Source organism: Mucilaginibacter sp. PAMC 26640 (assembly GCA_001596135.1).
Classification (GTDB): Bacteria; Bacteroidota; Bacteroidia; order Sphingobacteriales; family Sphingobacteriaceae; genus Mucilaginibacter.
Genome location: CP014773.1, coordinates 3,497,988 through 3,513,280 on the forward strand (window position 1 = coordinate 3,497,988; position 15,293 = coordinate 3,513,280).

Genomic DNA, 15,293 nt, shown 5'->3' on the forward strand with positions numbered 1-15,293 from the left:
CCGAATGATTCCTGATTGAATTGCTATATCAAGTCGTTTTTAACGGCAAACATCACCAGGCCGGCAGTATTACGAACCCCAATTTTATCAATGAGGCGCTGCCGGATACCTTCAACCGATCGGGCGCTCAAGAATATTTGTTTACTTATTTCCAGCGCAGTTTTCTCCTCGCATATCAGTTTTAATACCTCCATCTCACGCTCCGTAAATTCTATTTGCTGATTAAATGATGGTTTGTTGATACCTTTTATCAGCAATTTTTTGATAAGCGCTTTGTTTACGATGTCATTAAAATAGTAGCCGTTTTCATGTACCGCATAGATCGATTTTCTTATTTCGTCGGGCTCAGCATTTTTTAGGAGATAGCCACTGGCACCGTTCTCCATTAAATGAATTATAAATTTGGGGTCATCGTACATGGTTACTGCCAGCACCTTAATGGTGCTGTGCCGCTTTTTCACTTCGCGGGTTGCCTCTATGCCATCCATCCCCGGCATTTTTAAGTCCATTAAAATCACATCCACATATTGCTTTTCCAGCCTGTCTATTAATTCAAAGCCATTTCCGGCTTCAAAAACCACCTGTAGATTGCGGTCGGGTTTTAGGCCAACCTTTAAGCCATCGCGAAAAATAGCATAATCATCGGCAATGGCAATCCTGATCTTTTCCATATCAATTAATTGTTAATGTAGGAATGGTGATTTGAATAGCGTAGGTAGTATCTTCTTTTATAAATGTGATTTCTCCTTGTAAGAGGTAAATACGGTTTTGAATATTTTTTAAGCCCAGGCCGGAACTAATATAGCGCAATTCTTCGAAAACTTGCTGTGTTAATCCGGCGCCATTGTGTATCACTTTTAATACTAAAATATTGTTGTTGTAAACCGAACTTATGCGAATGATAGTGGGAGATGCGTATTTGAAAATATTATTAAGCAGTTCCTGAGTAATGCGGTAAATTGCCAAATCGTTTTGCGGAATGAGGGTTGTATAGCTGTCATCAAGTGAGGTAGTAATGGCCACTGCCGAATTATCTGACAGTTTTTCTGTAAAATGTTTAATGGCTTCGTTTAGTCCAAATTCTTTCAAAATATACGAATGCAGTGTGTGTGAAATTCCCCTGATCTTACTTATGGCCTCATCCAGCAGCGTGTTGCCTTTTTCGTATAATACCTTACTGTCGGCACCTACTTTTTCAATTTCGATCATTCTGAAATGCAATTTAGAAGAGGCTAACAAAGCGCCCACTTCATCATGCAATTCCTCTGCAATGCGCTGTCTTTCTGTTTCCTCACTTCGTACCGCCGCTTCAACCAGGTGAAACTGCTGCGCTTTTTGCATCACGTGCACCTCTTGCTGGTACTGCAGTTTTTTACGCTGCGACAAAATAAAAATGATAAGAAAGCTGATGAAGAGCATAAGCATGGCAGCAATACCCACAACCAGCAGTAACCGTATATCATTGTTTGCCGGATTCATAAAAGCATTTGGCTATAAAAAGGTTAAGGATGATGAAAGATATGTTATGTACCGACCATAAACTGATAGCGAATGCCTGCATCCGGATGGTGAGCTCGTTGTATAACAAAAAAATAAAAAAGTTGATGGTGGTGTATATGCCCAACCCGGTTACCAGCCAAAAATCCGGCGTAAAAATGTTTACTTCTACATTTTCGGTTATTTTGAAAAGGTAGTACTGAAGCGTATAAAATAGTAAGCAGAAAGCTTCTACCGATAGTAGTCTGCTGCTAAACTGCCAATAATTAAAAAACCGCTCAAAGAAGCCAAAGTTTATGACCAAAAATAACAGGAAGACGAGCGGAACACTTATTTTCATCCAAACGATAAAAGGTTGATTAAGCCGGAGGAAAAACAAACTGAACAAAAATAACCGGATAACCGAGTGAATATTGTAAAGGTAGTTGTTGGAATTGATGGCCGCAGGGATATATGCCCGGAATTTCCAGGTAATGTCTATAGCTATATTTATAAACAGAGCGAGCCATAAATAAATAACAACCGGCCTGTAAGCTGCCGGTTGTTTTTTATAAAAAAGTAAAGGGATAAACAGAGCCCAAACTTCCGACCAATCTATTAATAACGATAGGATGTGAAGCATCGGTAAAGTTTACTTAGTCATGGTTGCAGGTGGCGAAGGGTTGGTAGGCACTGTAGGGTCGCCGGTGTTTACTTCGGTATCAGAATTGCCAACGCTAGTATAGGCCACAACATTGTAGTAGAGATAGTTGGTTTCGGTAAGTGCCGGAGTAAATAATAAAAAGCCGTGCGGATTAGTACTTTCGCCATTTTGATAGCCAATCAGCGTTTTCATATCGGCTATAGTAATGTAATTGTTAGACATAATTACTTCCCCGTTTACCAGAAAAGCCTGATCGCGATAGGGTTGTAAAACGGTAGTGAATGCGCTGTATTTGTACTGAGTTGGTGGAACAAACATTCTGCCATGCGAAATTAGTTGCATATAGCCATCACCATCAGTACAGATGTTTGAAAATACAAAATCTGTAATGTCTGGGCAGTTGTCAATCATGGCCACAACATCAAGAATATTGTAGCGTAAATAATAGAATTTAATTGGGTTTTGTTTCATGATAATTTAAAGGTTGAATTTGTTTTTGAGTTAGGTTTTTAAGTTGCACTGCTTAATGTTTAATTATTTAAGCCGCGCCCCTTATCACCAAATCTAAGGTAAGCATTGTGCAGTTTGATGCGTATAAATACGCATTTATAAAAACAGGTATTTATACACAGATTATAATTTGTGCAGGTAATAATTAATTCGCAGAAATGCTTTGAGTAAGAAGTATTATGCGATAGTATTTACGCTGCTATTGGTGTAATTAAGCTGATTGATACTTGAGTTTTTTACGCTACTAAAAGGCTGCAAAAATGCTTAACACGTCAGTTCAAAGTGCAATTAAAGCGGGAATATTTAGTGACGGTTTAAATAAGAAGTCAAAAGTTTAAGATGATGCTGCACGTGCTATTTACAAATAAGCAGCAGTGCTCCACATAGCCACGCCGTGTTTCACAAAGGTAAAGTTGCGCATAACAAACACGCACAAGCCGTATAGCTATTTAATCCATAAAAATGTTTAAGCTGCTATACGTTTTAATGGCATAGCAGCTTAAATTTAAAAGGACAAGATGCATTTAGTAGAAAGGGTGGAATTAAAACGGAGGCTCATCCTCCATATCGTTCATACTGGAAGGGCGAATAATAAAATTGCTTTGCTTCTCAAAATCCTGAGATGGTGCAAGGCCGGCAAAAGCATTGCCTGCCTGAGAGAAACTGTCAATACTTGTTTCTAAATCCTGGAACTTCACGTATTTACCTACAAACTTCAAACGTACCCGTCCGGTTTCACCGTTACGGTGTTTGGCGATGATTACCTCACCAACACCCTGTGTAGGGTTATTATCTTCATCCACATCTAGTCCGTAATATTCCGGGCGGTAAAGGAACAATACCATATCTGCATCCTGCTCGATAGAACCCGATTCACGCAAATCTGATAACATTGGCCTTTTCGAACCACCTGGTCTACTTTCCACTGCTCGACTTAACTGCGATAGCGCGATAACCGGCACATTCAATTCTTTGGCTACTGATTTGAGGGCACGGGAAATACTACCAATTTCCTGCTCGCGGTTACCGCCACCTGCTTTGCCTTCGCCTTTACCGTGCATCAGCTGCAGGTAATCGACGATGATCAGTTGTATATCATGCTGTGATTTCAAACGCCTGCATTTAGCTCGAAACTCGAAGATGTTCAATGCGGGTGTATCATCTATGATCAGGGGGGCAGCTTCCAGACGGCCAATTTTGGAGTGGATCTGCTGCCATTCCCATTCTTCCAAAGTTCCTTTACGAATCTTTTCTTGCTCTATCTCAGTCTCGCCGGAAATTAAACGATTAACCAATTGTACCGAGGACATCTCCAGGGAGAATACCACAACGGGTTTATTAAAGTCGACGGCGGCGTTACGTGCGCAGGTTAGTACGAAGGCTGTTTTACCCATCGCAGGGCGGGCAGCGATGATCACCAAATCAGACTTTTGCCAGCCGGAGGTCATGCGGTCCAAATCAGTAAAGCCGGAAGCTACGCCCGTTAAGCCATCTTTTTTATCTTTAAGCGCTTCAATTTCTTTTAAAGCCTCATTCATCAAATCATCCATCTTGCGGGAATCGCGACGGAGGTTGTTTTGGGCTATCTCGAAAAGATTCTTTTCGGCTTTATCCAGCATGTCTAAAACGTCGCTGGTGTCTTCGTAAGCGCTGTTGATCACATCTGTAGAGATGCGGATCAGTTCGCGCTGTATAAATTTTTGAATGATGATCCGCGCGTGGTATTCAATATTAGCCGCGGATGCTACGCGATTGGTCAATTCCGTAATATAATAAGCACCCCCAACCATCTCCAATTCACCCTGCTGCCGCAATTGGGCGGTAACTGTGAGAATATCCACGGGCGATGTTTTTTCAAACAGCGTGTGGATGGCCTGGAAGATCTTTTTATGAGCCTCTACATAAAATACATCCGGTTTTAGGATATCAATTACCGACGAAAGCGCATCTTTTTCAAGCATGAGTGCACCTAGCACGGCTTCTTCCAAATCTCGCGCTTGCGGCTGTAGTTTACCTGCACCTGCGTAAGGAGTAGGGGCGGTGAGGCGGCTTCTGCGGTCGGTATTGGTTTTATTATTAGGGGCGTCGTTCTCAAAAATCATAGCTTACAAAAATATACAAAATAAGCTCGCGGAGGTCCGATTTTTCGCTAACATCACAATTTATAACTTAATGAAAACGGTATCAGTTATATAAATTTAAGCCAATGTTATCAACGCCACATGTTAATAAGTTGTTGATTGTTTTATAAAATGCTTTAAATGAGATGCATATAATAATGTTAATAAAAGTTCGCAAATGTTAAGTATGTGGTTATGTTGAATTTTAATGACCAAAACGGGTGACCAGTTCAATAAGCGTTAAATGACTTAATATAGCTACTTTTGGTCTGAATTCAATGTTGAAAATATGACGTATAATACGAAGCCGGTGCGCGAAGGAAACCAAATGGTTTTCGGCATCCGGGCTGTGATAGAAGCTATACTGGCCGGTAAAGAGATCGAAGCTTTATACACCCAGCGGGGGTTGGGAGGCGGATTGTTGAACGAGCTGCGCGATGTGATGAATGAATATCAGATCACGGCTCAGCAGGTTCCGGTAGAGAAGCTGAACCGGATCACCATGAAGAATCACCAGGGCGTTATTGCGTTTATTTCGCCGATAACTTATCAAAAGGTTGAGAATATTGTACAAGACGTATTTGAACGGGGTGAGGTGCCGCTGATACTGGTGCTGGATAGTATAACGGATGTACGCAACATGGGCGCTATTGCGCGTACTGCAGAATGTGCCGGGGTGCACGCAATTGTTATCCCAGCAAAAGGCTCCGCGCAGATCAACCCAGATGCCATCAAAACTTCAGCGGGTGCACTGTATAAGATCCCTGTTTGCCGTCACGATAACTTCATGCAAACCGTAAAGTTTTTACAGGAATCGGGCCTGCAATTGGTATGTTGTACCGAAAAAACCAGTGAAGATATCTACACGCCAGACTATACTGCCCCAACAGCCATCATTATGGGCTCGGAAGAAGATGGTATCCGCAATGATATAATCCGTATTGCAGATCATTTGGCTAAAATCCCCATGTTTGGGGAAATTGAATCTTTGAACGTTTCGGTCTCCACTGCTGTGATCCTATATGAGGCGATCAGGCAGCGGGTGCAAGCCGCTCCCTAAATAATGTAAGAGCATTCGACTTTAAAATTTTGGAATTAAATAAACAAGAAACGCCAGGCAAGTGCCCGGCGTTTCTCGTTTAGATTGCAAAAGTTTGCTCTTTATGTGCAGAGGGTGCTTGCCCTCGGTTGTTATTAAATATACTTCGTTCCAAACTTATTCTTCACATCCGCCACTACCTGTTTGATATTCTGCTCCTGGTCGCGTGGGCAGATCAGTAATGAATTATTACTTTCCACCACGATGAAGTCGTGCAGCCCTTGCAAAATAACTAGTTTTTCACCGGGTACGTTTACCATACAATTGCTGCTATCGTACATAATTACCTTTTCTGAAGGAATTACTGCGTTACCGACATAATCTTTATCGGCCAGCTGGTAAATCGAGGCCCAGGTGCCTAAATCGCTCCAGCCAAATTCCGAAGGAAGCACATATACGTTAGCTGCTTTTTCCATGATGCCGTAATCAATAGAAATATTGATACAGCGCTGATAGATCTTATGTACAAAAGAGCGTTCCTCTTCGGTATTGTAAAATGGTCTGGCTTCTGCAAATATTTCATGCATCTCGGGCAAGTAGCTGTTGAACGCATCAACTATAGCCTTTGCCGACCATACAAAAATACCCGCGTTCCATAAAAAGTCCCCGCTTTGAATAAATGTCTTGGCAATGTCCACAGTGGGTTTTTCAGTAAATGTTTTTACTTTATGAAACTCCTCATTGATCGTATTCTCGGTATATTGTATATACCCGTAGCCGGTATCCGGGCGGGATGGCTTAATGCCTAAAGTCACCAGGCAATCTTTTTCGGTAGCCGTTTTCAGAGATTTCTCAATAGCAGTTATAAATGCGGCTTCGTCCAAAATCAGGTGATCGGAAGGGGCAACAATAATAGCAGCATTTGGGTTTATACTTTCTATTTTAAAACAGCCATAAGCAACACAGGGTGCTGTGTTACGCATCACAGGTTCGGTCAGGATCTGTTCATCGGCCATATCCGGTAATTGTTGTTTTACAAGTCCGGTATAGCTATCGTTAGTTACAACAAAAATATTTTCTTTAGGGCAAACCTTCAGGAAACGGTCGTAAGTGTTTTGAATAAGCGTTTTGCCGGTTCCCAGGATATCGATAAATTGTTTAGGGTGTGATGTTCTGCTGATTGGCCAGAAGCGACTGCCAATTCCGCCTGCCATGATTATGGCATAATTGTTTTTATTCATGTTGCGAGTAAAGATTTTTTATTTGGTAAACACATCCTAAAAGTGTACATTAATTTGTAAATTTAGTATTAAATAAAACTAAATATTTTAGGCTTCAAAATACCACTGGTAAACCTGCCAAATAAACAAAATGTTTTTAGCAGAATAATCATTTTTATATAAAATTTTTAACAGAAGTAGCCGTTTAGTAATAAATTTTTGTTATTTTGAACATAATTTTCAAACGTACAAGTAAATAATGATAGAAACGAAAAAGTCGCTTTTTGACAACCTGCAAAATTTCTTCGGGTTCGATAACTTCAAAGGTGAGCAGGAAGCGATTATAACTAATATTTTAGCGGGTAACGATACCTTTGTGATTATGCCTACCGGTGGCGGCAAATCCATGTGTTATCAACTTCCGGCCTTAATGAGCGAAGGCACAGCGATTGTGATCTCTCCGCTTATCGCATTGATGAAAAATCAGGTAGATCAGCTAAGAGCCTTTGGCGGATCTGACAGTATAGCACATTTTTTAAACTCCTCCCTAACCAAAGCGGATATTATCAGAGTGAAGGACGATGTATTGAGCGGAAAAACCAAGCTCTTATATGTTGCGCCCGAATCACTGACCAAGCAGGAAAATGTTGACTTTTTAAGGCTCAATCAAGTATCGTTTGTAGCAGTAGATGAAGCCCATTGTATTTCTGAGTGGGGGCATGATTTTCGCCCGGAGTACCGAAAGATCCGCCAGGTGATCAGTAATATTGGTGACGATATCCCTATTATTGCTTTAACCGCAACGGCTACTCCAAAAGTTCAGCAGGATATCCAAAAAAATCTGCAGATGAATAATGCGACTGTGTACAAGTCGTCCTTCAACAGATCAAACCTGTTTTATGAAGTAAGGGCCAAGCGCACGGCCATTAAAGAAATTGTAAAATTTGTAAAACAGAACCAGGGCAAATCCGGCATTATTTATTGCCTGAGCCGTAAAAAGGTTGAAGAAGTTGCAGAAGCGCTTAACTTAAACGGTGTAAAGGCCTTGCCTTATCACGCGGGTCTGGATCCGAAAGTACGTGCAGACACACAAGATAAATTCCTGATGGAGGATGTTGACGTAATTGTAGCTACCATCGCTTTTGGGATGGGGATAGATAAGCCAGACGTTCGTTATGTGATACACCACGATATGCCCAAAAGCATGGAGGGTTATTACCAGGAAACCGGCCGTGCGGGCCGCGATGGTGGAGAAGGTGTTTGCGTAGCATTTTATTCGGGCAAGGACATTGATAAGCTGCAGAAGTTTATGAAAGATAAGCCTGTTGCCGAGCGCGAAATAGGCACCCAGATCCTGAAAGAAGTAATTGACTACGCAGAGTCTTCGGTTTGTCGCCGCAAGCAGCTGCTGCATTACTTTGGTGAAAACTTTAATGAGGCGGGGTGTAACTGCATGTGCGATAACTGCAGCGCTCCCAAAACGCACTTTGACGGCGAAGAGCATTTGCACAAGGCGTTAAGCCTTATTAAGCTGATTGGTGAGAAATTTGACGATTGCCATATCATCAATATCCTGATGGGTAAAGATGATGCGCAGGTTAAAAATTACCAGCACGATAAGCTGAGTGACTATTTTGGCACCGGTATAGCTGACGGGCAAAACCTTTGGAACTCTCTGTTGCGCCAGGCATTATTAAGCAATTTCCTGGCTAAGGATATAGATCATTATGGCTTGCTGCATTTAACCAAATCCGGCCATGCGTTTTTAGAAAACCCTTACAGTATCCGTTTTGTGCTTAACCGTGAAATGGGGCCAACAGATGAGGACGAAGCAGAAGACGGGCCTAAACAAGGCGGCGGTGCGCTGGATACTCAACTTTTGCAAATGTTGAAAGATCTGCGCAAGAAGATTGCCAAGCAGAAGGCTTTGCCGCCATTTGTTATTTTTCAGGATCCATCGCTGGAGGAAATGTGTACGCATTACCCTATCAATACCGAGGAGCTTAAACAGATCTCTGGTGTAGGTGCTGGTAAGGCTCTTAAATTTGGAAAGCCCTTTACAGATCTGATCCAAAAATATGTGGATGATAACGATATCGACCGGCCGGTTGATATGGTGATCAAAAGCGCTGCAAACAAGTCTGCTTTAAAAGTATTCATCATTCAAAATATCGACCGACATCTTAATCTGGATGATATTGCTGCATCTAAAGGATTAACTTACGAAGAGATCCTGAAGGAAGTGGAAACCATCGTAAACTCGGGTACCAAATTAAATTTGAACTACTACATTGATGAATTGATTGATGAGGATAAGCAGGAAGAGGTATATGATTACTTCAAATCTGCCGAGGTAGATTCGATAGACGATGCGCTGGTTGATTTGGGGCCGGACGATTATACCCGCGAAGAAATACAATTGATGCGGATTAAATTCGTGTCTGAAGTAGGGAACTAATCAGCTGATCTTATATAAAAAACGGCAAAGGCTTTAAGCTCCTTTGCCGTTTTTGCGTTTATGGGCTGCTGCGGGATATTATTTTATCACCTCCGTCCACTGGCCTTTGATCAACGCATTAATATCCTGGTTATACATCGCTTCGCAATAAGCAGCAGGCAGGTAAAACTTCCCTGCGTAGGCAGCATTCAGCATCACAAAGTAGGTGACTTCCTGCCGTTCGTTTAGGCTGAAGTAGGTATTTACCCGGTCGTCGCGGATATCGCGATAATCTGATTGTGAGGATTTGAATGCCTCTTCATTATTTAGCATCCTGGTGTTGAGAATTTCCCAGCCAGACGGGAAGATCTGCGTAAGCGCCATATTATCATAACGCCCGCGCTTGCCTGGGTTCTTGATAGTTACCTGCGCAACAAAATCCGTACCCTGTTTAAGGGTGGTAGGATCAAGCGGTTTGCCGCCAAGCGTAAAATAACCCACGCGCATCTGCAATATATCCGGGTTAACCCGGCTTGCTGTATCCTGGCCTGATGACGGCTGCCCCTGTTGAATTAAACGAACGTAAAGCCTGTTTGCCCCATTGTTCTTCATTGCAACGTTGCCGCCATTGCCTGCCATTGCTGCCTGCCACATGTATGAACCGGAGTTTACGGATGCCTTAGCGCTGTTAGCCTGGTAATTAAAAATTAGCTTACTGCCGGATTTATTTACTCCGCAGTATTCCGCAATTGCAACAAGTGAGTAGGCGGTTGTTTGCGTACTGTACCAGTCATCAACAGATAGCCTGGATGCAATCTTACGCAACAGCTCTGCCGCTTTTTGGCGTTGGCCCAGTATGGTTAGCGTCTCCAGGATCATTGCCTCATCCCGAAGATCAGATCCGTAAGTGCCATACATCAGGTTGTATGGTGCAACCGTAAGCGGTAAGCCGGTAATCATTCGCAATCCAATTTCTGGCTGACCAGCAACCTTATAGGCTGCTGCCAGGCGCCATTTAGCTGCTACACTCAAGTATTTATACTCTTTCAGCAGGTTCATTGCCCCCAATTCCGGTGCGCCTGCAAGAGCTAAGAGATACAGGCGGTAGGCCTGCACCAAATCTGTGTAGAAATAATAATCATTGATGTTTTTCCTCGGATCAGGTGACCAGTTCACCGCTTTTTGTTTTTGGTAACGTTTCCAGTCGGTAAGCATTCCGGCAGGGAGGTTGTACCCCTTAGCTTGTGCAGCCAGCAAAAAGTGGCCTGCATAGTTTGTACCCCACTCGTTGGAGGTGCCTTCACCCGGCCAGTAGCTTAGCCCACCATCCTGTACCCTAAAGCCATTAAGGCGATTAATGGTAAGGCGGATATTGCGGTCGCTTTCTGCTTTTTGGCGGGATGTAAGATCAAGCAGCTGGCCAAGGTATAACTGCGGAAAACCCGAAGACGTTGTTTGCTCCACGCAGCCATGCGGATAGGTGATGAGATAATTTAACCGTTTACCTAAGTTCAGCGGTGGGATGCTGGCTACTTCCAGCGTGGCTTTATTGGTGCCATTAATGCCAATAGCAGCGTAAGGCGTGGTCCATGTTTCGCCGGGTTTTAATTCTTTCTCTAATACCTGTGTTACCGGTGGGTTAGGATTGCGCACTTTCAGTTCTACATCATAAGCGGCGGTTTCGCCTGCGCTTTTAGCAACAATTCTCACTTTGCCAATCCCTACAAAGTCTTTCACATCCAAATCAAAAGTAACGAGTTGATCGCCCGGTTTATCAAAGGTTAGCATGCGGGTATTGTTCCCTGCCAAATTACTAAAGGCGTTGCTTTGAACCTGCAGCGTTACGGTTTTGATATTATTCTCCATGGCAAAAACGGTTACCGGCAATTTGATCTTTTCTGCTGGGCCAAGCACCCTTGGCAGTGTCGCAATGATCATCAGCGGCTTTTTAACGGCCTCTACTTTTTCGGCAGTGCCATATGCGCCTTCGTGCCCGGCAACAACCATCGCCTTTACCGATCCCACATATTGCGGCAGGGTGAATCTCTTCGTTTGCCGCTCACCTTTACCTAATTCAAATGGCCCCAGGAATTTTACTACCGGCTTAAACCGGTTTATCGTTACATTCTTGTTTTTGCCGCCTGTGCCATCGCCCCCGATACTCAAGATGCGCTCCAGGCCGCCGCCATAAGCACCGATCACAAAATCAAACAGGTCCCAGGTTTTAACGCCAAGTGCTTCTCGGGCATAAAAAGCCTCATGTGGGTTTGGGGTTTGGTAATTAGTGAGATCCAGCAGGCCTTCATCCACAATAGCAATGGTATACGTCATTGCTTTGCCCGATGCCTCAGATACTGTTATAGCCGACTGCGTCTCCGGGCGGATCTTATCAGGCATCGTAATTACGGGTCTTAATATCGTTTCTGGGTTTTCTACTGCAAGGGGGATGACACCATACATGCGGATAGGCAGATCGTTTTTTGTTTGCGCGTGGCGCTGTAAAAGCGTAACATTTACAAAAACATTTGGCGCCATAGTTTCATCCACTTTAAAAGTATAGCGCGTTTCGCCTTTTTTGGTATCTATCCACTTGGTGCTGATCACTTTGCTGCCATTTTCAAAGCTGATCAAAGCCCGGCCATCACCTGCCGTTGGAATGGTTAGTGTGGCATCTTCACCAACTTTATAATTCTTTTTATCCGATGTGAAGGATAGCATGGCGGCCTCTGTAGGGTCGGTTTGCTGCAAGCGTTCCGACCAGTTTGGCCAGTCGAAGTAAATGATCTTCCCGGTGGAGTGGCCCGTACCCGGATCTTTAATCCGGATAAGGTATCGGCCCCAGTCGGCCTGGTTTACGCGAAGTTTATAGCTACCGTGACCATTTACTACTGTAAGTTTTTCGGTCTTTACCAGTTTGTTGTAATTATCCTGAGTAAAGTTGCTCATCTCGTTGCCAGTTTCATCCCACCACCAGCGCCACTGAATTTTATAAAGTTCGAGGTCCACGACCCTTGTTCCGGGTAACGACTTACCCTTGGTGTCCACTGCCGCGATATCGATTTGATGGTCTTTGTCTGTGACTAGCATGCCCGATAGTTCGCTGCCCTTTGGCGTTTTAATGCCTACATACCCCTTGTACACATTGTAATCCATGGCCGACTGCTGGATGCTAAAATTGCCGCCCGGCTCAAATACTTTTACCACAAAATTGGCACGCAACTGGCCGGGAGCCTGTTTTTCTACATTCACATCAGTATTAATGGCAGCTACACCGGTCTCATCCAGTTTGCCATCAAAAACGTTTTGTGTTTGGGTATTAAAGGATAGGGTAGGGTCATCGAAAACAAAATCATCATAACCCTTAAAAAGCGTTGTTTTTGAAGACAGAAAGGCATCTACCTTAGCCTTTAAATTTTGCGCCGTGCCGCCAAATAGCCATTGCGCAGTTAGTTTGCCGTTGGCCCCGCTGCCTTTAGTGAGTTCGCTTGCCCCGCCAAAATCAAGTTTGATCTTGAGGCGGTTAGGCATTATGGTTTCTACTTTAATCTTCTTTTCGAAATATGCACCGCCAACTTTGATCCGGGCAGACCAGTTACCTGTAGGAGAAGAAGTTTCCGTTGCTGTATGGAAACTGTAAAAACCGTACACCGAACGGGTCTGCGTAATCTTTTTATACAACTGCCCGTTTGGGTTGTACAATTCAAACTCCACCGGATGATCTGGAGGGAGCGACCTTAATTTATCCTCTAAAATAAAGGTAACGAAGATAGAATCGCCCGGTCGCCATACGCCCCGCTCGCCATAGATAAAACCTTTTAGGCCATTTTGCACCTGCTCGCCACCGACGTTAAACCGTGACAGCGGCAGTGAACTTCCGTCGTCCAGTTTAAGGTAGCCACGTTCTTTGCCATCTTTGGCAACCAGCAAATAAGGTTTGCGTTTCATTTGCACTACTGCCATACCATCAGCGTCTGAAGTTACCGAGGTAATAACTTGTTTTTGATAATCAAGCAAATCTAGCTGTACGCCTTTCATTGGCTGGGCAGTGATGATATTGGTTACCGCTATATTAAGGGAATTATCTGCACTTTTCTTTACGATGAGGCCAATGTTTGAGGCGATAATATTACGGGTGGCCCAATGTTGTTTGTTATAATAAGAACTGCTGCAAGGGTCGCCGCGTTTGCTCCAGTCATAATAGCCGCCGTAGTAATTATCATATCTCGACCAAAAGTCGTCATCATCATCGCTAACAGCACCAGAGTTGTTGCTATCGTTGTAATAGCCGCCACCTTCTTCTTCGTCGCCATTGGAGTTATTGGCTTCGCCGGATACAACCGCCCCGCCGCCCACGCTGCAATTGAAAAGAGAGTATTGTTGCCTGAAACCGATCAGTACCCGGTAAATAGCACCCGGTTCTGCACGAAAAAGCTTATCCACATCCAGCATAAAGCGATTCTTTTTGTGGAGGTTAAGCGCTTTGTCTTCATTTAGATTAATCGTTTTTTCGAGCACAGGTTTGCCTACCTGCCGTAAGCCGGTGCTGCCATCAAAACCATTACCTTGAAAATACTGCGGAACATTGTTTTCATAGATCTTGATGATGGTTACATCCACCGCTTTTAAGTTCACAGCTTCAAAAGGCAGCAATAACTTGCCGGAATCGGGCAGTATTACGCCTTTGCCCGGGATGGAAACCTGTGGCAGGCGGTTCTCAAAAAACACGTTGCCGTTATAAGGACGACTAATCTTTTTATGAAAATAACTTTCTACCCCCGGATTAACCACAATGCTGAAATTGCCTTCCAGGCGCTCGGGTGCATAAACTTTTACCACACTTCCCTCTATGGTGTAGGCCGCATCGCTAATGTTATTTACGGTGATTAGTCCGCTTAGCAATTGTCCAACCATTACAGGGTCCGAAAACTGTACCGATACATATTGATCGTTATCCTGTATTGCCCTGATAGCAAGTATTTTAAAGTCGCCTATGGCAGGTACGTCAAAGGATTGTACGCCCTTTTTTTCAATATCTAAAGCATCACCATCCCATTTAATGCTGATAGGCGAGGCCACATTTGTGCGTTTAATACCAGTAATAGAGAACAAATGCGTTTTAGCTGTGGCATTGTGTTGCCAGCGTATCTTAACAGGGCTTTGGTAATTTGCGGTAACTAGTTTTTCTATCGCAGCGTTATCCTCATTATCGGCAGTCTCCAGGCTACCGTTTAGGTTCATCAGGTCGGCAGATGTATTGGTAGTGCTGGTTAGGCCAACAAAATCTATACTGAAATCCGGTTTGATGGTTTGGAAATCGAATTTAAAATCCTCGTAATCTTCGTCGACCTTTAGTAGCTTATCCAGGTGAAACTCCGCGTCATATTGCTGATTGGGATCAAGTTTGCCGGTTGGTTTAAAAGCAATAGTGCGCTCGTCTACCCAATACGCCTTGCCTTTTATGGCTGGCGAAAATTCAAATAACTTGCTGCTGAGTTCCTGACCTTGCTCATGGCTAACCTGCAAGGTGCCCGCCAGTTTAATAAGGATGGGACTTTGCTTTGAAACTATCCCTGTGGTATACGATTCTATGTACTTGCCAAATTCTTGTCCGGCTGTTTTATGGTGGTGCTGCTTAACGTAGAAAATGATGAATGCTGCAAGTAAGAGTGCAACGGCAGTGGTAACCTGGCCCCTTTTTGAACGAAAGGAGCTGTTAATATAATCCATGGTAGAGGTGTATTGTTTGCCATGAATCTAAGCAAATTTGAAATATAAAAGGCCTGGAATGCGCTTTATAAATATTATTTTTTGGAGTTTTTATTTTGGT

The 15,293-nt window shown here is 43.5% G+C and carries 9 protein-coding genes; 2 read left to right on the forward strand and 7 right to left on the reverse strand.

Annotated features, from left to right (window positions below):
* Positions 1-23: 23 nt before the first annotated feature.
* The 5 genes from A0256_15155 to A0256_15175 form a co-directional block, all read right to left on the reverse strand.
* On the reverse strand, positions 24-671 hold the full coding sequence (locus A0256_15155) for a DNA-binding response regulator (GenBank protein AMR32664.1): 648 nt from the start codon (positions 669-671) through the stop codon (positions 24-26).
* Position 672: 1 nt separating this feature from the next.
* Positions 673-1,479: a hypothetical protein gene (locus A0256_15160; protein AMR32665.1), complete on the reverse strand. Its 807-nt coding sequence runs from the start codon at positions 1,477-1,479 to the stop codon at positions 673-675.
* Positions 1,460-2,119, reverse strand: coding sequence for a hypothetical protein (locus tag A0256_15165; protein AMR32666.1), 660 nt, complete (start codon positions 2,117-2,119; stop codon positions 1,460-1,462). Before A0256_15165 ends, A0256_15160 begins: the two co-directional genes overlap by 20 nt.
* A gap of 9 nt (positions 2,120-2,128) precedes the next feature.
* Positions 2,129-2,611 carry a hypothetical protein gene (locus A0256_15170; GenBank protein AMR32667.1) on the reverse strand — a complete coding sequence of 161 codons (483 nt, stop codon included), beginning with the start codon at positions 2,609-2,611 and terminating at the stop codon, positions 2,129-2,131.
* A gap of 581 nt (positions 2,612-3,192) precedes the next feature.
* Complete coding sequence (locus A0256_15175) at positions 3,193-4,752, reverse strand: replicative DNA helicase (GenBank protein ID AMR32668.1); 1,560 nt, start codon at positions 4,750-4,752, stop codon at positions 3,193-3,195.
* Positions 4,753-5,059: 307 nt separating this feature from the next.
* Between A0256_15175 and A0256_15180 the strand changes: the two genes are divergently transcribed.
* Positions 5,060-5,830, forward strand: a complete 771-nt coding sequence (locus A0256_15180) for a 23S rRNA (guanosine(2251)-2'-O)-methyltransferase RlmB (protein AMR32669.1) — start codon at positions 5,060-5,062, stop codon at positions 5,828-5,830.
* A gap of 134 nt (positions 5,831-5,964) precedes the next feature.
* Here A0256_15180 and A0256_15185 read toward each other — a convergent pair whose 3' ends face one another.
* Entirely contained in the window at positions 5,965-7,050 is a 1,086-nt protein-coding gene (locus A0256_15185) for a mannose-1-phosphate guanylyltransferase (protein ID AMR32670.1), read from the reverse strand.
* Positions 7,051-7,291: 241 nt separating this feature from the next.
* On the opposite strand from A0256_15185, the gene A0256_15190 reads away from it, so the two are divergent.
* On the forward strand, positions 7,292-9,487 hold the full coding sequence (locus A0256_15190; protein AMR34568.1) for an ATP-dependent DNA helicase RecQ: 2,196 nt from the start codon (positions 7,292-7,294) through the stop codon (positions 9,485-9,487).
* 78 nt (positions 9,488-9,565) lie between these two features.
* Here A0256_15190 and A0256_15195 read toward each other — a convergent pair whose 3' ends face one another.
* Positions 9,566-15,193, reverse strand: a complete 5,628-nt coding sequence (locus tag A0256_15195) for a hypothetical protein (protein AMR32671.1) — start codon at positions 15,191-15,193, stop codon at positions 9,566-9,568.
* Positions 15,194-15,293 lie beyond the last annotated feature (100 nt).